Here is a 17,515-nt window from a genome sequence, read left to right on the forward strand (position 1 = left end):
AGCTGTTACCTCGACGAGATCACTGATCGGCGCTCCCGCGCGATCGTGCCCGCCACCATCTGCATCACCACGCCTGTCATCCAGCCGGCCATGATCAGCCACGTCCAGCCGATATGAGGGGTCTCGCGCAGGATGATAATGGCAACCGCGAAGAACGCGGTGAGTGTCGCGAGGAAGGTACCGACTGCACTGAGGAACTCCGGCGCGTCGATCTTTCTCGCCGCCGGCGTGCCTTCCTCGTGCGGATGGAATGGCCGGGGCGGCGTATCGATACCGAGATAGAACCCGAAGCCCCCGCACAGCATCATCAGAAGCAGGAAGCCTTGCGTCGTCAGCCATGGAACGCTGGAGCCGACATGGGCCCCCACGAACAAGCCGCAGGCCGCGCCGGCCAGGGCGAGGCCCGAGCGTTCCAGGATGTGGGCAATTTTCCGGACACGAATCCGCATGAGCTAGTCCCCCGCCCGATACGGACCGGCGCCGAGAGGCGCCGGTCCCACTTCGAAAATTCGCTGAGCCTAGGCAGCCTGGTTCAGGCCGGCATTGAGATGGCGCAAATGCGGCAGCACCTCGTGCTTCAAGAGCTCGAGCGAGTGCCGCCAGGCTTCCGGTTTATGCTTGTAGTCGAAGCCGAACACGAGCAGCGTTCCGAAGCCGCCGACCTCGCGCCAGATCTGTTCGATCTTCTCGGTGACGGTCGCCGGCGAGCCGATGATCCAGTTGCGCCGCGCGCAATAGTCCACAGTAACATCGGTATCGGGTACGTCAGGCGCGTGCTTCAAATAGTCCTTGAAGCCGAAATGGCCGAGCAACGGCAGGAAGTACTCGCTCATCATCCGGCCCATCATGTCGCCGGTCGAAAGCCGCCAAGCCTCCTCGTCGGTATCCGCCACGAACACCTCGCGCACCAGCCGCCAGTCGCTCCGCTGGGGTTTGCGGCCGGTCTTTGCCGCGCCCGCCTCGACCGAATCCCAATGCGACGAGACATAGGCCGGGTTGAGATTGAGGCTCATCGGAATGAAGCCGCGCTCGCCGGCGAGCTTCAAGGTGTCGGAGTTCTTCGACAGGCCGGCAACGCCGATCGGCGGGTGCGGCGCCTGTACCGGCTTGATGTGGGGTTTGAGGAAGTCGAACATCACCTCGGGCTTGGTCACCGTCCAGTATTTGCCCTTGTGCGTGAACGGTGCCGGCTCGGTCCAGAGCCTCAAGATGATTTCCAGTGCCTCGCGGGTCATCTCGCGGTTCTGCCCGCTCATGCCGTCGACATTGAACATCGCCCAGTCGCTCGGCAGGCCCGATGCAGCGACGCCGAAATTGAGTCGGCCGTCGGAAAGATGGTCGAGCATCGCAACCCGATTGGCGAGCTCGGCAGGGTGATGATAGGGCAGCAGGAAGCCACCCGGACCCAGCCGGATGTTCTTGGTCTCGCGAAAGGCCTGCGCCAAAATCAGATCGGGTGCGGGATGCGGTTCCCAGGGTGCCGTGTGATGCTCGCCGATCCAGGCTTCCTGATAGCCGAGCTCGTCGAGCCAGCGCAGCACCTGCAGGTCCCACTCCTGGCCCTCCTTCAATCCGCACTCCGGCGGATGCGAAGGCATTGTGAAATATCCGATTTCCATAGCGCTTTCCTCTCGCGTTTTGTTGCGGCGCATCTTCGCGGATGCGCTCATCGTCACGCGAGACGAAACACGACCAAGCGAGCCGGCATCGCCGCACGTGGTCTGCGAAGTCTAGCACGTCGCAGCACGCCGACAACCGTCGGCTGTGCCGCAGGCGAGCAAGCAGCAGCGGAGCTCGCGGCTATTTAAGGCCCGTGGTCGGCGACGGGAAGCCACTGGGAGATTTTGACGATTGGAGTCGCTGCACGAGATCCCGCGGCAAGGAAATCGTGGCTCCTCCCGGCGAAACGGGGCCTGCCGGCAGCTCACGATTCGGGGCAGCTGCTGCATCCACCGCAATGGCCCGAACTTTATTAGCCGGCGCAGCCGCGGCAGTTGCGTTGGCAGACACGACCCGGGTCGCGACATGCTCTCTGAGCAGCTCGCCATTATCAGGAAACCACATCGAGCTCGGCTCCGCCGTGTTGGCGCGTTCGGCAAAGGCGAGGCTCAATCCCAACTTCTGCAGCCGTTCCTTCTCGATCGCGACGGTCCGACTGCGCTCGGCAGCGGTGATTCCGCGATAGGACGGCTGGTGGAAGCCCAGCCGCGCATCCGACAGGATGACGCGGTCCTTGCCACCTAAGAAGACAATGGTGCAGGCTGACAAACATTGCTTCTCGACCAGGGTGGACAATCCGCGCGCCTTGATGAGGTCGGACATTGTCTGCGCCTCGCGGATACGGCCACCGATGGAGTCGAGCCGCACCGTCTTGACATCCGGCATCGCGTTCAAGAAACCTTCCAGCTCCTTGGCCACGCCGAACTTGATGCCACCGGTGAATTCCAGCATCTCGCCGGAGCCGAGGACCCTGAACTGATGCGGGCCGAGCGAGTTGTCGCCACCCACGATTTCGGCGATACCTGCGATCTGCGGCAAGCCTTGCGTAAAGAACTGCCAAAGCGCGCTCGCAACGCCGAGCGTCACCATGATCTTCGCGATGCCGCCCCATGGGCCATTGCCGACGCTGCGATAGCGCGTTCCCGACCGCCAGATGCCGACGGTCTGCCAAAGCGTGAGCAACAAGATGCAGAGCCATATTGCGCAGATCAGGATGAGCGCCGGCAGCGGTTGTGCATCGAGCCGCTCCTGAACGACCAGCGCAGTGGCGACCGCGATCGCCAGGGTCGCAATCACCCCAAGCAGCATCCCGTTGACCCAGTACGACACGGGCAAGGACAGCTCACCGTGCCAGTGACGGGCGAGATAACTCCGCTGCACGTGCGCCAGCGCGGCCGGGAGCGGAGGTGGTAACGCGGCAAGATGCGGCTCATCGCCCGCGGCCGCCCTAACCGCAGCTCCGGCCCGCTCGGCATCGGCGGCCTCCGCCGCAGGCTGCGCCGACCCGGCACTCGCCGGCGTCCGATCAAGGCAATAGACCGCAGTGGCCGCAAAGCGGTCGTACCAGGTATCCGTTCGGACGTAGACTTGGCGCCACGCGGCAAGGCCGACAATCAGCAGCGGACAATACGATGCGAGCGTCAGGCCGAGGAGCAGAGATGCAGGCAGCGCGACGATGTCCAGGAATGATAGCGCGATCGGCCAGATCAGCGCTGGACTCGCGATCAGGAGCAGCAGGCCGTAACGCCGCCTGACCGCGGCATTCCTCGCCGCGCTGCCATCGGCGCTCGCGAGACGGATACGACAGATCCTTCGGCCGGGCGTGCCGGCGCGAATGTCGAACATGGCGCGCAAGGCCAGCAACAGCGGCAACAGGAAAATCCCGAGCGACAGTCCCTTGATCGGAGTGCCGCCCGCATCGAGCATGCTGTCGATGTGGATGTCCTTGGTGAACGGACCCGTCTGCGTGACCTGCGCGAGCCGCAGCATGCGAGCGGACGGCAGACCGAACACGCTATGTGTGCAGTCGACGATCGTGTTGGGCTTGAGATCGGCAGGCACGACGACCCCCGACGGGATGACCTCAAGCTTTCTGCAGCTGATGGCATAAACGCCGTCAGCGAATTGAACGCGGCCATTGGTCAGCGGAAACAGGACCAGGGCGCAGACCTGCAGAACGATTGCAATGGCCATGATGTCGATCAGCAGCGCACCCAGCCGGCGCCAGATGCCGGCGCGCTTAAACTTGCTGCTGAGACCCTGCCCCGTCACGAAACCGCTCGGCGAACATCGCTGGCAATGCCCACCGCACGCGGTAGACCATACGCATGCTGCCTGGAATTGATTGCGGTGGCAAGCGTTCACAGCCTGATCGTGCGCGGACGGTTAAAGCTTCACCCCCGCATGTGTCACGCCACGGCGGCTCTGGAAGCATGCGTTCAGCGCGCCCCAAAGGTCGTCCTGCCGAACAGCTCCTTGTGCGTGGACGGCTGGGAGCGCCAATATTGCGGCGGCGCGGAGACCTGACCGCCGAGTTCGGCGGCGGCATGCCAGCCCCAGCGCGGGTCGTAGAGCATGCCACGCGCGAGCGCGACCATGTGGGCCTTGCCGGAAGCAACAATCTCCTCGGCCTGTTGCGGTTGCGTGATCAGGCCGACTGCAATGGTCGGAAGCTCCGTCGCCTGCTTCACCGCCTGCGCGAACGGCACCTGATAGCTTGGACCGAGCGCAATCTTCTGCAGCGGCGATACGCCCCCTGAGGAGACATCGATCCAATCGACACCGCGGCGCTTCAGCTCCTGCGCAAACACGATGGTCTGCGCCAGGTCCCACCCGCCCTCGACCCAGTCGGTCGCGGAGACGCGCATGCCGACCGGCTTGTGCGCCGGAAAGACCGCACGCACCGCCTCGAACACCTCGAGCGGAAAGCGCATGCGGTTGTCGAGGCTGCCGCCATATTGATCGGTGCGTTGGTTCGACAACGGCGACAAGAACTGATGCAGGAGATAGCCGTGCGCACCATGCAGCTCGAGTGCATCGATGCCGAGCCGGTCGGCACGTCGTGCCGCATCGACGAAGGCAGCGCTGACGCGTGCGAGGCCTGCCGAATCGAGCGCCAGCGGCGCGGCTTCGCCTTCCTTGTGCGGAATCGCCGACGGTGCGACCGTCTGCCAGCCACCTTGCGAGAACGGGATCTGCTGGCCGCCTTCCCACGGCCGATAACTCGATCCTTTGCGGCCGGCATGGGCAAGCTGCATCGCCACTGCGGTCTTGGAATGTTTGCGGACCGAAGCGAGGATCGGCTTCAGTGCGGACTCGGTGTCGTCATCCCACAGGCCGAGGCAGCCGGGCGTGATCCGCCCGATCGGCTCGACATGCGTCGCCTCGATGCAGAACATCGAGGCCCCCGAGAGCGCCAGCATGTTGATGTGAGTGAAATGCCAATCGTTGGCCGCACCATCGTCGGCGGAATATTGGCACATCGGCGAGACCATGATGCGGTTGGCAAGTTCGAGGCCGCGCAGCTTGATCGGGGAAAACAGAGCGCTCATGCGGGAGGGTTCCGGGCTTGGGAAGGATCATCGTAAGCTAATAGCCGCGATCGCGAACACCAGCCCTCCCTTTGCCGAGGCGCACGCGGTGCCTCGATGCCACGGCTCGAACCCGGTGGCGGGCGATCATTCCACCAGCGTGAACTGCAGTAGCAGCGTGCGCTGAATCATCGAGAAATTATCATCGGATATCAGGGTCAGCACCGTGTCGCCCTCGGGCGTGACGTGAGCGTCGATGCCTTCCATGTTGTCGATCTCCTGGCCCAGATCGGCGGCGAAGATCGTGGGGCCGTCCATCAGCCCACCGGGCGCGATGTCCGCGAGCCGAAGTCGGCGGATCCGGATGCCGACGCCGGAGACCAGCGAGAACTTGCGCTCCAGCACCAACAGATCGCCTGAACGCAACAACACGGCGTCGCTGATGTCGAAATCCTCGGTGCGCCGGACACTGAATTGCCCAGGGGTCGGGCCACCGATCAGGAACGAGATCAGATTGCCGTCCGCATCCAAGCCGCGCTCCGAGAGGGCGATCAAGGTCCCGGCGAGCGGCTGGCCTTTCGGCACGAACACGAGCGCCTCGAGTCCCTTGTTGTTTGGGAGTCGTTTCGCGGCAGGCGGCAGCGGCACGATCTCGCCGCGCGCACCGGTGAAACCCTTGGAGAAGTCGTAGCGCAGCACCTGGTTGACGCGCTCGAGCCCGACGTAAACCTGATCGCCGTCCATCGCAATAGACTCGGAATCGTACCAGCCGCGATCGAGGATCGGCCGCCCGTCGGGTCCGAGCAGCGGTGCAGCTTCGACGTCGGCCAGTCCCGCCATATCTCGGCCCGAATACATGATGCGACCGGTGAACCAATTTCCCTGGTCGCTGAGCGCGATGAAGCGCTCGCCCTTCGGATCGAGCCGAAGGCCGGACAGGCCGCCGAAGCCGGGAAACGATGAGGTCAACACCAGACCGCTGCGATATTCGAGTGAGCCGAAGCGCAGGCGGGAACGATCCCTCAAGTCGAAGGACGGCAGCGGCCGCGCCCTGACCTCGATTGCAACCGGGCTGCTGACGGAATGCTCGCCGCGGACAGCGCGATTGGCCGCGGGCCTCGCACCGAGCTGGGCGCGGGCCCATTCGGGAGCTGCGACAGCGGCAGCGCCCATGACGGCGAGCGTCAGGAAGCGACGCCGACCGAACACCGCATCTGGCGACATGGTTGACAGGACCCCTCTCGCCCCTCCTCCGTCAAAGGAAGAGGAAGCGCCAGCGCATGGCGCCGTCTCACACGGTTACGAATGCAGCCGCCGCTTTTGATGGGTGGCAGGCTGCGGCGCAGCGTGGGTCTCGGTGAACAGCTCCGCGAGCTTTTCGGTGATCGCTCCGCCGAGTTCCTCGGCATCGACGATCGTGACCGCGCGGCGGTAATACCGCGTCACGTCGTGGCCGATACCGATCGCAATCAGTTCGACCGGAGAGCGGGTCTCGATCTCCTCGATGATGTGACGCAGGTGCCGTTCCAGGTAATTGCCGGGATTGACCGAGAGCGTGGAATCGTCGACCGGCGCACCGTCTGAGATCATCATCAGGATCTTGCGCTGCTCGGTACGAGCGAGCAGGCGCTTATGCGCCCAGTCGAGCGCTTCACCGTCGATATTCTCCTTCAACAGGCCCTCGCGCATCATCAGGCCGAGATTCTTGCGGGCCCGCCGCCATGGCGCGTCCGCCGCCTTGTAGATGATGTGACGAAGATCGTTCAGCCGGCCCGGGTTGGCCGGCTTGCCCGCGGCAAGCCAGGCCTCGCGCGATTGCCCACCCTTCCAGGCGCGCGTCGTGAAGCCGAGAATCTCCACCTTCACGCCGCAGCGCTCCAGCGTGCGCGCCAGGATGTCGGCGCAGGTCGCCGCCACCGTGATGGGACGGCCTCGCATCGAGCCGGAATTGTCGAGCAGCAGCGTCACCACGGTGTCGCGGAATGTCGCCTCCTTCTCGCGCATGAAGGACAGCGGCTGATAGGGATCGATGACGACGCGCGACAGCCGGGCTGGATCAAGGATGCCCTCTTCGAGATCGAACTCCCAGGCGCGGTTCTGCTGCGCCATGAGCCTGCGCTGCAGCCGGTTCGCGAGCCTGGCGACGATGCCCTGCAGGTGGGCGAGCTGCTTGTCGAGATAGGAGCGCAGCCGTTCCAATTCGTCATGGTCGCAGAGATCCTCGGCGGCGACGACCTCGTCGAACTTCGGCGCGAAGGCGTGATATTCCGGACCGCGCGGCTCGTTGGCGCCACCGCGGTTCGGCCGCGTCGCCTCGCCCGGCGTCTCGTCGTCGCCGAGTTCGCCGTCATCGAGCGTGTCGCTGGCCGAGGCTTGTGCGGCCTCCATCGCGCTTTCCGACATCTCATCCGATGTGGTCTGCGCCTGATCGGCACTCATCTCCTGCGCAGCGTCGGAATCGGGCGAGCCCTCCGCACCGGATTGCTCGTTGTCGCCGTCGCGGTTGTCGTCCTGATCCTCGTCTTCGTCGGAATCGGCATTGCGCTCGTCGCCGAGATCGAGCGCCGACAGGAGATCGTGGACCATATCGCCGAATTTCGCCTGATCCTCGGTGACACGGCTCAATTCATCGAGACGGGAGCCGATCTTGTCCTCGAGAATCGGGCGCCACAGATCGACCAGCTTGCGTGCGGCCGCCGGCGGCGCCAGGCCGGTCAGCCGCTCGCGCACGAGCATGGCGAGCGCATCCGACAGCGGCGCATCGGCGCGATCGGTGATCTCGTCATATTTGCCGCGGTGGAAATGGTCGTCGAGCATTGCGGTGAGGTTCTTCGCCACGCCCGCCATGCGGCGGGCGCCGATCGCCTCGACGCGCGCCTGCTCGACCGCCTCGAAGACGCCGCGCGCCTGCGGATTAGCCGGGATCAGCTTGCGGTGGACCTTCGGATCGTGACAGGCGAGCTTCAGTGCGATGGAATCCGCATGTCCACGCACGATCGCAGCATCGCGCTTGGTCATCTTGCGCGCGGGCTCCGGCAACCGCGCCTTGCCCGGCGCGAGGCCCGGACGTTCGGCAGCAAAGGAGACTTCGAGCTCCGGGGTTTTCGCGATCGCCCGCAGGCAGCCCGTCACGGAGCGCTTGAATGGCTCGGTCGGCGCTTCCTTGCCCTGATTGCGGAATTTGCTGTTGGATGTGCTCATCGCTGCTCAGCTCGTCGTCCCCACGAAAGCGGGGACCCATAACCACCAGCGGCTATTACCGTCAGAGAAAGCAGCCGCGTGGTTCGATTGAAAGAGTCCGCGGTATGGGTCCCGGGTCGCGCTTCGCTCGCCCGGGACGACACCTGTTTAGCTCAGCACTTGTTCAGCTCAGCGCCACGTTGACCGCGGACTCCGGCAGCTCTGCATTGAAGCAGCGCTGATAGAACTCCGCCACCAGTGGCCGCTCGAGCTCGTCGCATTTGTTGAGGAAGGTGACACGGAAGGCGAAGCCGATATCGCCGAAGATCTCGGAATTCTCCGCCCAAGTGATCACCGTGCGCGGGCTCATCACCGTGGACAGATCGCCATTGGCGAAGGCGTTGCGGGTCAGGTCGGCAAGCCGGACCATCTTGTTGACGATGTCACGACCCTGCTGGTTCCGGTAGTGCCGTGCCTTGGCCAGCACGATCTCCACCTCCTCGTCATGGGCGAGGTAGTTGAGCGTGGTAACGATCGACCAGCGGTCCATCTGGCCCTGGTTGATCTGCTGCGTGCCGTGATAGAGACCGGAGGTGTCGCCAAGGCCGATCGTGTTCGCTGTCGCGAACAGCCGGAACGCCGGGTGCGGCTTGATCACCTTGTTCTGGTCGAGCAGGGTCAGCCGACCCGAGACCTCGAGCACGCGCTGGATCACGAACATCACGTCCGGACGGCCGGCGTCATACTCGTCGAACACCAGAGCCACATTGTGCTGCAGTGCCCAGGGCAGGATGCCGTCGCGGAATTCGGTGACCTGCTTGCCGTCCTTGATGACGATCGCGTCCTTGCCGACCAGGTCGATACGGCTGATATGGCTGTCCAGATTGACGCGCACGCACGGCCAGTTCAGCCGCGCCGCCACCTGCTCGATATGGGTCGATTTACCGGTGCCATGATAGCCCGTCACCATGACGCGGCGGTTCTTGGCGAAGCCGGCCAGGATGGCAAGCGTGGTGGCGCGATCAAACCGATAATCGGCATCAACTTCTGGGACATGCGGATCGGTTTGGGAAAAGGCCGGCACCTCAAGGTCGCTGTCGATCCCGAACACTTGGCGGACCGACACCTTCATGTCGGGCAATCCGGTGATCTCCTGCGCATTGGTCGTAGCGGCGGTCGTCATTCGTCCTCCGAGGTCCCGGGCGTTTTCCGAAACCAGATGTGTCTGTGGCTGCGGTTGGTGGGCTTCGCGACAGCCTAGCAGAGAGCGATGGCGGGCAGAAGCCTAAGGGTTAATCAAAGTTCCGTTGGGATATCATCAAGATAGGCATGGGACGCGATTTTTGAAAGGCTGCCCTGCGTGCCGTCGCCATCTTTTTGCCCTGCGTCCGGCGCTGCGGCGCGGCATGGCACTTTTGCCGTTGGTTCCTAGTTATGAGACATCATCGTCTGCCTGCTCGGGATTTGTGTGGCCCACCTGCTTGACCCTCTCATCGGCTTCGTCTCGGATCATTCCGGATTGGCCTATCTCACCATCTTCCTGGCTGCCCTTTTGGAAGCGGTACCGATCGCGGGCTCCGTCGTCCCCGGTACGACCATCATCCTCGCCTTGAGCGCGCTGATTGCGGGCGGGGAGTTAAAGCTGGAATGGGTGCTGACGGCGGCGATCCTCGGCGCTTTGCTGGGTGATGGCTCGGCGTTCTGGGTCGGCCACCGCAGCCAGCGCGAGATCCTCACGGCTTGGCCGCTCTCGAACTATCCCCGCCTGGTGGCGCAGAGCGAGGCCTTTTTCCATCGGTTCGGCACGTTGGCGATCTTCTTCGCCCGGTTCGTCGCCCCAATCCGCGCCGTCGTGCCGATCACGGCCGGCGCACTCGACGTGCGGCCGCTGCGCTTCTATGCCGTGAACGTCCCGGCCATCGTGCTCTGGGCCTGCGCGCATGTGCTGCCGGGCGTGTTCGCCGTCCAGCTTTTGCATCGCTATGGCGGCATCCCGCATCACAGCCATATCGCCAAGCACACCTGGATCCTGGCGGTGGTCGCCGGCAGCATTCTGGTCTGGCTGGTGCTTCGCCTGTTGCGCAAGCGCCGCGAAGGCCAGGTGATGGCTCAAGCGAGCGAGTAGCGTGGTAACCCGTCACAGCGACTCCAGAATGGCGCCGCGCCCGGGAAACGGCCCGACGTAGCGGGCGCGCGGCCGGATCAGGCGGCCGTGCTGAAGCTGTTCGCAGGCATGCGCAATCCAGCCCACGGCGCGGGCCATCGCGAACAACGCAAGCTCGCTGCCCGCAGGCAGCCGCAGACTGTGCACCAGCACGGCCAAGGCATAATCGATATTGACGAATTCCCCGGTCGCCTCCGCGATCCGCTCCGGCACCTCGCGCGTGAATTTGCGCGGTGCGCCGGCGCGATTGAGCGCGTCCAAAAGGGCGACCGCGCGGGGATCGCCGCGTTTGTAGATGCCGTGCCCAAATCCGGCGAAGCGCTCGCCGAGCGCGACCCGCTCCCGGATCAGAGGTGCGACATCCCGATCGATCAATGTCTTGACGAGCTGCGAGGCCAGAACGCCGGCGCCGCCATGCTTGGGGCCTTTCAGCGCAGCCAAGCCGGCAATCACGGCATCATACAGGCTCAATCCCGTGGATGCCGCGCAACGCACAGTGAAGGTCGAAGCGTTGAGCTCATGGTCGGCGAGCAGCACCAATCCGCGACGGATCAGGTCGGGCGCGTGTTTGTGCTCCGGCGCCCATACCTTTGCGATTTGCTGATGGAGAAGCTCCGTGGATGGCGTCGCGTCAAGCATGGTGGCGACCAGAAGCCGGACGATGCGCGCGCCGACCAAGGCCCGGCCTTCGGCTGCACGATTGAAGGCTCCGGGATCGGCGCTGGTCGCCAAGGCCAGGACTGCGATCGCTCGGTCCAGCGGTGCGGCGCGGTGTGCTGCGGCAGCGATGGCGCTCATGTCCTCAGAAACCACCGGGCGGTTATCCGCGGTGAACGGATCGATCGCGGTCACGTCCCACAACAACGTCGCTGCGTGCTCCAACGTGTCCTTTTCGGCCAGCTCGACGCAGTTGACCCCACGATAGATCGGGCCGGCCGCGGTGATGGTGGACACTGCCGAGTCCAACACGGGCAGCTCGGCATCGAAGCTGCGGAAGCCCTTGGGCTCCGGGGCTGGTGCCCGGCGCTCCTTCAGCGAGCGAACATCGTCGGCCCGGTAGCGATGGCTCCGCGAATCCGGCGACGGCTCGGAGCGAATGAGGCCCCGGCTGACATAGGCGTAGAGGGTCGCCGGCGAGATCGCCAATTCCGCGGCAGCCTCGCGCGCGGAGAGATACAGACCGGGTGAATTTTTCATATTGATTATCTTAATCAAGATTGATCAATCCGTCGAGTCGACCGACTTTCTTCCTGATGCGCCATTCCACCGGAAGGAGATACCGCCATGAACATTCAGCTCGGCAAGACCCCCATCGGCCTGGACGGCATTCCAGCGGCCGAGACCGCGTTGAGCCACGTCGACGGCGAGCAGGGCGAGTTGATCATCGCCGGGGAGCACGTCGCCGATCTGGCGGCGCATGCCAGCTTTGAAGATGTGACCGCACGGCTGTGGAGCGCAGCCAACGGACGCGCCTTCGATACGGCTGAGGTCCGCCGCCAGCTCGGCGTGGCCCGTGAACGCGCGTTCGCTCGGACGCCCGAGTTGCTGGCCGCATCTCGGGGCATGAGCATCGTCGACAGCTTTCGCGCGGCGGTCGCGGCGCTGCGTGCCGAAGACGGGCTGGAGCACGAGGCCACCATCGTGGGCGCCTGCTCCGTCATTGCCGGCGCATTGGTTCAGCGCGCGAACGGTGCGGCACCGATCGCGCCGGATCGAGCGGCCAGCCATGCCGCTGACACGTTGCGCATGCTACGGGGGCGCGCCCCCGAGCCGCGCGAGATCGCCGGGCTCGATACGTATCTCGTGACCGTCTGCGACCACGGCATGAACGCCTCGACCTTCGCTGCGCGGGTGGTGGCTTCGACGCAGGCCGACCTGTTCGCTGCGGTCACCGCCGGTTACTGCGCGCTGACCGGACCACTTCATGGCGGCGCGCCTGAGCCGGTGCTCGAAATGCTCAACGCCATCGGAATGCGGGAGCGCATCAAGCCGTGGGTGGATGCGGCCCTCGCACGCGGCGAGCGGCTGATGGGGTTCGGCCATCGCATCTACCGGGTGCGCGATCCGCGCGCGGACGTCTTGAAAGCAGCGATCGAGCGGCTCGCCTGCGCCGGCGCAGACCTTCCCTTCGCCAGCGAGGTCGAAGCTTATATCCGGGAGGCGCTGCGGCGAAAGAATCCCAACCGCGTGCTGGACACCAATGTCGAGTTCTTCACCGCGATTCTGCTCGATGCGCTGAAGATTCCGCGGCAGGCGTTCACGCCGATCTTCGCAGTGGCTCGCGTCGCCGGCTGGACGGCACATGCCCGCGAGCAGCAGCGTACCGGACGACTGATCCGGCCGAGCTCGGCCTATATCGGACCAAGGCCGGATGCGACGAATGCGTGAGTGGAGCTGACAATCCCTGAACTTGCGCGCGTCCCCGCAATGGGCGCGCGCGTTCCCGGCGGCGGCGGATCAGGCCCGCACCACCGTCTTCAAATAATTGTAGGCCTTGATGATCTCGATCAGGCGATCCTCGGTCGAGCGATCGCCACCATTGGCATCGGGATGATGCTGCTTGACCAGCGCCTTGTACTTGGCCTTGACGTCATCGAGCGTCGCATCCGGACCGAGCCCCATCACCTGCAGCGCCTTGCGCTCGGCATTGAAGATCTTGCGGGCCTCCGGCTTCTGCGCGGCCTGCGGCCCGGGTCGCCAACTCGCGCGACCGTTGATCTCGGCAAACACGCTGAACGGATCGGCCGCATCGCCGAGGTCGCCCTCGACACTGCCGGTGCCGCGCTTGCCAGCGGTGTTGGCGCCCATCTTCCAGGTCGGGCGATGGCCGGTCAGCGCATCCTTCTGATAGCGCGCCACGGCCTCCGCATTCATGCCCGAGAAGAAATTGTAGGACTGGTTGTACTCGCGCACGTGATCGAGGCAGAACTGCCAATATTCGCGCGCATTCTCCCGCCCCTTGGGCGCGCGATGCGTGCCCCTGTTCAGGCAGTCCGGCCACTGGCAACCCGCGGCCTCCTCGCGCACCTGCGGCTGCTTCGCCGCCTGCTTCCTGGGCTTGATGCGGATGGAGTCGAAGAATTTGGATGAATCGATCGGCATGACGGACTTTGACTACGCAACGCGACAAGCTTCAAGTCTTGACATTGCGAATACCTCGGAGGGGGTCGGCGGATTGACGAAAATTAATTTGATGCGTATTGGCTGAACCATGAGCACGCGAGAGGCTATCACCAACAAGTTGCGCGAAGCTTTCTCGCCAGAAAGCCTCGAAGTTCAGGACGAGTCACACCTGCATGAGGGTCACGCCGGCCACGCGCCGGGCGGCGGAACGCATTTCAGAGTGTATATTGTGTCGCAGGCCTTTGCCGGCAAGAGCCGGATCGAGCGTCACCGCCTGATCAACGCCACATTGGCTGCGGAACTAGCGAGCTCGGTGCACGCGCTCGCGCTGCATGCCAAGGCCCCCGGCGAAGCCTGAGTATCGCACAAAAGCCCGTTCGCGTATATCTACATCTTCCGTAGATGTTCTTTGAACGTCTACGCGACGTCAGCGCGAATCCGCATGCAACGACAACACGCAGACTGACCTTACCTCAATTTCCCCGGCACGCGGATCAGAACGCCGTGCCGGCGCGCCGAGGTCTTGCTTCTTCCAGCTCTCCGCGCGGCACCGGCACGATCCTAAGTGCCGTGATGCGGTTGCGCTCCCGCCGCAGCACACGGAAGCGAAAGCCATGGAAGGTGAAACTCTGGCCGCGCTCCGGAATCGAACGGGCTTCGTGGATCACGAGACCCGCCACCGTGGTCGCCTCCTCATCGGGCAAGTCCCAATCCATCGCACGATTGAGGTCGCGGATCGGCACCGAGCCGTCGACCACGACCGAGCCATCCGGCTGAACGCGAACACCGGCAACCTGCACGTCCTGCTCGTCGGAGATGTCGCCGACGATTTCCTCCAGAATATCCTCCAGCGTGACGATGCCTTCGACTTCGCCATACTCGTCGACGACGAGGGCGAAATGAGTCTTGCGGCGGCGGAACGCCTTGAGCTGCTCGGACACCGAGCGCATCTCCGGAACGAACCACGGCGGCAGCGCCAGCGATGCGACGTCGATGCGCGACACATCACCTTCGGAGGAACGGATCGCGCGCAACAGATCCTTCGCATGCAGCACGCCGATGATGTTTTCCGGCGTGCCGCGCCAGAGCGGGATGCGGGTATATTCCGATGCCAGCACCTCGCGCACCGACTCTTCCGGCGGCAGGTCCGCGTTGACCATCACCATCTCGGTGCGATGGACCATGACGTCGGAAACCTGCAATTCGCGCAGGTCGAGCAGGCCGCCAAACATATCGCGGTCCTGCTTCTCGACCTTGCCCTCGTGGTGCAAGAGATCGACGGCGCCGCGCAAGCGCTCGGTCGGCGACAGGATGGGCTGGTTGGCACCGACCTTGAAGCCGATCAGCCGCATCAATACACGGACCACCGCTTCGATCACCGAGAGCAGCGGCCCGAGCACAAAGACCGTCGTTCGCATCGGCCGCGCGACCGCAAGCGAGACCCGGTCCGGCGCATTGATCGCAATCGTCTTCGGCAAAACCTCGGCGAAGATCACCACCAGCGCCGTCATCACACCGGTGGCATAGAGCACACCGACTTCGCCGAACCATGCCGTGAATAGTCCGGTCGCCAGCGCGGACGCACCGATATTGGCGATGTTGTTGCCGAGCAGCAGCGCGCCGATCAAGCGCTCACGCATCTCGAACAGACTTGAGACGACGTCGGCATCGCGATTGCCCTGTTTCGACAGCCGCAACATGCTGGCGCGGGAGGCGCCGGTCAGGGCGGTCTCGCTGAGCGCAAAGAATGCGGAAGCCGCAAGCAGGACGATGACGATCGAAAGTGTGATCCAGTCCATGACGCTGATATCGCTTTGCATATGGGCTGCCGTTTCGCTGCCGCTGCTCAACACGGCCGGGACCGTCAGCCGCGGCGCTGAAGCTTGGCCTGCAAGAAGTCGCGGACCCTCGACGGATCGACATCCTTGGCGATCACGGCCCGGCCGATCGCCTCCAGCAGAATGAACGTGAGCTTGCCGCGCTTGACCTTCTTGTCCTGGGCCATCAAGGCCAACAGGCTGTCGGCATCGCCGATCCCTTCCTGGGCGAAGCCGGCGATATCCTGCAGATGGGTCGGCAGGCCGACCGCAGCAAGGTGATGCACCATGCGCTCGACGTCCGCGGCAGCCAGCATTCCCAATTCGGCGGAGAATTGCGCCGCCAGCACCATGCCGACCGCAACGCCCTCGCCATGGAACAGGCGGTCCGAAAAGCCGGTAGCCGCTTCGAGGGCGTGGCCGAAGGTGTGGCCGAGATTGAGCAGCGCGCGGTCGCCGGTCTCGCGCTCGTCGCGGGCGACGATCGCGGCCTTGGCGCGGCAGGAGGTGGCGACGGCGTGCTCGCGCGCGGGCCCGCCGTTGACGATGTCGGCGTGATTGGCCTCGAGCCAGGTGAAGAAGCCCTCGTCGCCGAGCAGGCCATATTTGGCGACCTCGGCATAGCCGGCACGGAACTGCCGCGCCGAGAGCGTATCGAGCACCGCCGTATCGGCGATCACCAGCACCGGCTGATGGAAGGCGCCGAGCAGATTCTTGCCCTGCGGCGAGTTGATGCCAGTCTTGCCACCGACGGAGGAATCCACCTGCGCCAGCAGCGAGGTCGGAACCTGGACGAAATCGACACCGCGCCGCAGGACCGCGGCCGCAAAGCCGGCGAGATCGCCGACCACACCGCCGCCGAGCGCGACGACGAGATCGTTGCGCTCGATCCTGGCCGCGATCAGCGCCTCGCTGACCTTCTCCAATCCGGCATAGGTCTTCGACCCCTCGCCCTCGTCGACCACGATCCGCGTGGTCGGAATGCCGGCCCGCGCCAGCGCGGCCTCCGTCGGCTCCAGCCAGTGGCCGGCGACGGTGCGGTCGGTCACGATCGCGGTGCGGACGCCCGGTCGCAATGCCGCGATCCGTTCGCCGAGCGAGGCCAGGACCCCGCGGCCGATGATGATGTCATAGGCGCGCTCGCCGAGCGCGACATCGACCGTGATGGGATCGCAGGCCTTCACCGGGGCGGTCATCGCAGCCCACCGATGGCTTGCGTCACGTCGGCCGGCGCGGTGTCGGCCTCGGCAATCCCAGCCTCCGTCCGGCCATTGGCGGCCGCTGCGGATAGGCCGCAGAGCCGGGCGTAGAGGGCGTCGATGCACTCCTCGACGATCTTGTCGTGCGGAACATCGCGCGACCAGATGGTCAGGTCCGCGCGCTCGTAGACCGGCTCACGTTCGGTCAGGAGACGGGTGACGGTGCCGGCGGGATCGGCGGTCTGCAACAGCGGCCGGTCGGCCCGGCGCTTGACGCGGCGCATGATCACGTCCGCATCGGCCTTGAGCCAGATCGAAATCGCCTTGTCCCGGATGCGCCCGCGGGTCTCTTCGCGCATGAAGGAGCCGCCGCCGGTGGCGAGCACCGCCGGACCGCTGTCGAGCAGGCGCGCGATCACCCGCGCCTCGCCGTCGCGGAAATGCGTCTCGCCATGGGCGTCGAAAATCTCCGGTATGGTCATGCCGGCCGCAGCCTCGATCTCGTTGTCGGCGTCGACGAAGGGCAGTTTCAGCCGCGCCGCCAGCCGCCGCCCGACCGTCGACTTGCCCGCCCCCATCATGCCGACCAGCACGACGAGCCGCTTGCCGAGCGCCGCGACGATGGCGGCCTCGGGAGCGATCTGGCTGGCGGCTGGTTGAGGCGTGTCGATCATCAATTCGGCTATTAACCCACCGGCTTGCTGCATTCAAAGGCACCTGTTCCAGGCAGCTATACTCCGTGGACGCCCCGCCTTGCCAGACAGACTTGCAAGCCGGGAGCGAACATGGTGGATGTCCGAGGTCGTTCGCTGCCTGCCGGCCAAGATGCCTAGCCTGTTCCGATTCCTCACCGTGGTCGCCGTGATCGTCGGCGTCGTGTATGGCGCGATCTTCGCGCTGGCGAACTTCGTCACTCCCAAGCCACGGGAGATGACGGTGACCATCCCGCCGGACAAGTTCCAGAAAAAATAGATCGGCCGCGGCGAGGCTGGCTGAAAAACC

16 protein-coding genes are annotated in these 17,515 nt (G+C 64.7%); 4 read left to right on the plus strand and 12 right to left on the minus strand.

What is annotated here, in order from left to right:
* Positions 1 to 5: 5 nt before the first annotated feature.
* The 7 genes from QXZ85_RS07120 to cobS form a co-directional block, all read right to left on the minus strand.
* Entirely contained in the window at positions 6 to 449 is a 444-nt protein-coding gene (locus tag QXZ85_RS07120; RefSeq protein WP_315702552.1) for a hypothetical protein, read from the minus strand.
* Positions 450 to 518: 69 nt separating this feature from the next.
* Positions 519 to 1,619 (minus strand): LLM class flavin-dependent oxidoreductase, encoded by a 1,101-nt coding sequence (locus tag QXZ85_RS07125; protein ID WP_315769323.1) that lies wholly within the window; start codon positions 1,617 to 1,619, stop codon positions 519 to 521.
* Between the two features lie 181 nt (positions 1,620 to 1,800).
* Positions 1,801 to 3,771, minus strand: coding sequence for an RDD family protein (locus QXZ85_RS07130; protein ID WP_315769324.1), 1,971 nt, complete (start codon positions 3,769 to 3,771; stop codon positions 1,801 to 1,803).
* 167 nt (positions 3,772 to 3,938) lie between these two features.
* Entirely contained in the window at positions 3,939 to 5,051 is a 1,113-nt protein-coding gene (locus QXZ85_RS07135; RefSeq protein WP_315744581.1) for an NADH:flavin oxidoreductase/NADH oxidase, read from the minus strand.
* 126 nt (positions 5,052 to 5,177) lie between these two features.
* Positions 5,178 to 6,254, minus strand: a complete 1,077-nt coding sequence (locus QXZ85_RS07140) for an esterase-like activity of phytase family protein (protein ID WP_316173839.1) — start codon at positions 6,252 to 6,254, stop codon at positions 5,178 to 5,180.
* 75 nt (positions 6,255 to 6,329) lie between these two features.
* Positions 6,330 to 8,231, minus strand: coding sequence for a cobaltochelatase subunit CobT (gene cobT / locus QXZ85_RS07145; protein WP_409977465.1), 1,902 nt, complete (start codon positions 8,229 to 8,231; stop codon positions 6,330 to 6,332).
* A gap of 163 nt (positions 8,232 to 8,394) precedes the next feature.
* Complete coding sequence (cobS, locus tag QXZ85_RS07150; protein ID WP_315702547.1) at positions 8,395 to 9,393, minus strand: cobaltochelatase subunit CobS; 999 nt, start codon at positions 9,391 to 9,393, stop codon at positions 8,395 to 8,397.
* Between the two features lie 285 nt (positions 9,394 to 9,678).
* On the opposite strand from cobS, the gene QXZ85_RS07155 reads away from it, so the two are divergent.
* Positions 9,679 to 10,335, plus strand: coding sequence for a DedA family protein (locus tag QXZ85_RS07155; protein ID WP_315702546.1), 657 nt, complete (start codon positions 9,679 to 9,681; stop codon positions 10,333 to 10,335).
* Between the two features lie 12 nt (positions 10,336 to 10,347).
* On the opposite strand, the gene QXZ85_RS07160 is transcribed toward QXZ85_RS07155, so the two are convergent.
* Positions 10,348 to 11,571 carry a citrate synthase family protein gene (locus QXZ85_RS07160; RefSeq protein ID WP_315702545.1) on the minus strand — a complete coding sequence of 408 codons (1,224 nt, stop codon included), beginning with the start codon at positions 11,569 to 11,571 and terminating at the stop codon, positions 10,348 to 10,350.
* A gap of 87 nt (positions 11,572 to 11,658) precedes the next feature.
* Here QXZ85_RS07160 and QXZ85_RS07165 point away from each other — a divergent pair, with 87 nt between their 5' ends.
* A complete protein-coding gene (locus QXZ85_RS07165; RefSeq protein ID WP_315702544.1) occupies positions 11,659 to 12,762 on the plus strand; it encodes a citrate synthase/methylcitrate synthase in 1,104 nt (367 codons plus the stop codon).
* A 69-nt stretch (positions 12,763 to 12,831) separates the two neighbouring features.
* On the opposite strand, the gene QXZ85_RS07170 is transcribed toward QXZ85_RS07165, so the two are convergent.
* Entirely contained in the window at positions 12,832 to 13,476 is a 645-nt protein-coding gene (locus QXZ85_RS07170) for a J domain-containing protein (RefSeq protein WP_315702543.1), read from the minus strand.
* A gap of 109 nt (positions 13,477 to 13,585) precedes the next feature.
* On the opposite strand from QXZ85_RS07170, the gene QXZ85_RS07175 reads away from it, so the two are divergent.
* Positions 13,586 to 13,855 carry a BolA family protein gene (locus QXZ85_RS07175; protein ID WP_315763284.1) on the plus strand — a complete coding sequence of 90 codons (270 nt, stop codon included), beginning with the start codon at positions 13,586 to 13,588 and terminating at the stop codon, positions 13,853 to 13,855.
* Positions 13,856 to 13,991: 136 nt separating this feature from the next.
* Here the strand turns inward: QXZ85_RS07175 and QXZ85_RS07180 are convergent, their stop codons facing one another.
* The 3 genes from QXZ85_RS07180 to QXZ85_RS07190 all read right to left on the minus strand — a co-directional run bounded on the left by QXZ85_RS07180 (position 13,992) and on the right by QXZ85_RS07190 (position 17,187).
* Positions 13,992 to 15,296: an HlyC/CorC family transporter gene (locus QXZ85_RS07180; protein ID WP_315702541.1), complete on the minus strand. Its 1,305-nt coding sequence runs from the start codon at positions 15,294 to 15,296 to the stop codon at positions 13,992 to 13,994.
* A gap of 65 nt (positions 15,297 to 15,361) precedes the next feature.
* Positions 15,362 to 16,510, minus strand: a complete 1,149-nt coding sequence (aroB, locus tag QXZ85_RS07185; protein WP_315702540.1) for a 3-dehydroquinate synthase — start codon at positions 16,508 to 16,510, stop codon at positions 15,362 to 15,364.
* Complete coding sequence (locus tag QXZ85_RS07190; protein ID WP_315702539.1) at positions 16,507 to 17,187, minus strand: shikimate kinase; 681 nt, start codon at positions 17,185 to 17,187, stop codon at positions 16,507 to 16,509. The genes aroB and QXZ85_RS07190 overlap by 4 nt, the downstream gene beginning before the upstream one ends.
* A gap of 151 nt (positions 17,188 to 17,338) precedes the next feature.
* Here QXZ85_RS07190 and QXZ85_RS07195 point away from each other — a divergent pair, with 151 nt between their 5' ends.
* Entirely contained in the window at positions 17,339 to 17,485 is a 147-nt protein-coding gene (locus QXZ85_RS07195; RefSeq protein WP_315703159.1) for a histidine kinase, read from the plus strand.
* Positions 17,486 to 17,515 lie beyond the last annotated feature (30 nt).

This window comes from Bradyrhizobium sp. SZCCHNGR1005, from assembly GCF_032489995.1.
Taxonomy (GTDB): Bacteria; Pseudomonadota; Alphaproteobacteria; order Rhizobiales; family Xanthobacteraceae; genus Bradyrhizobium.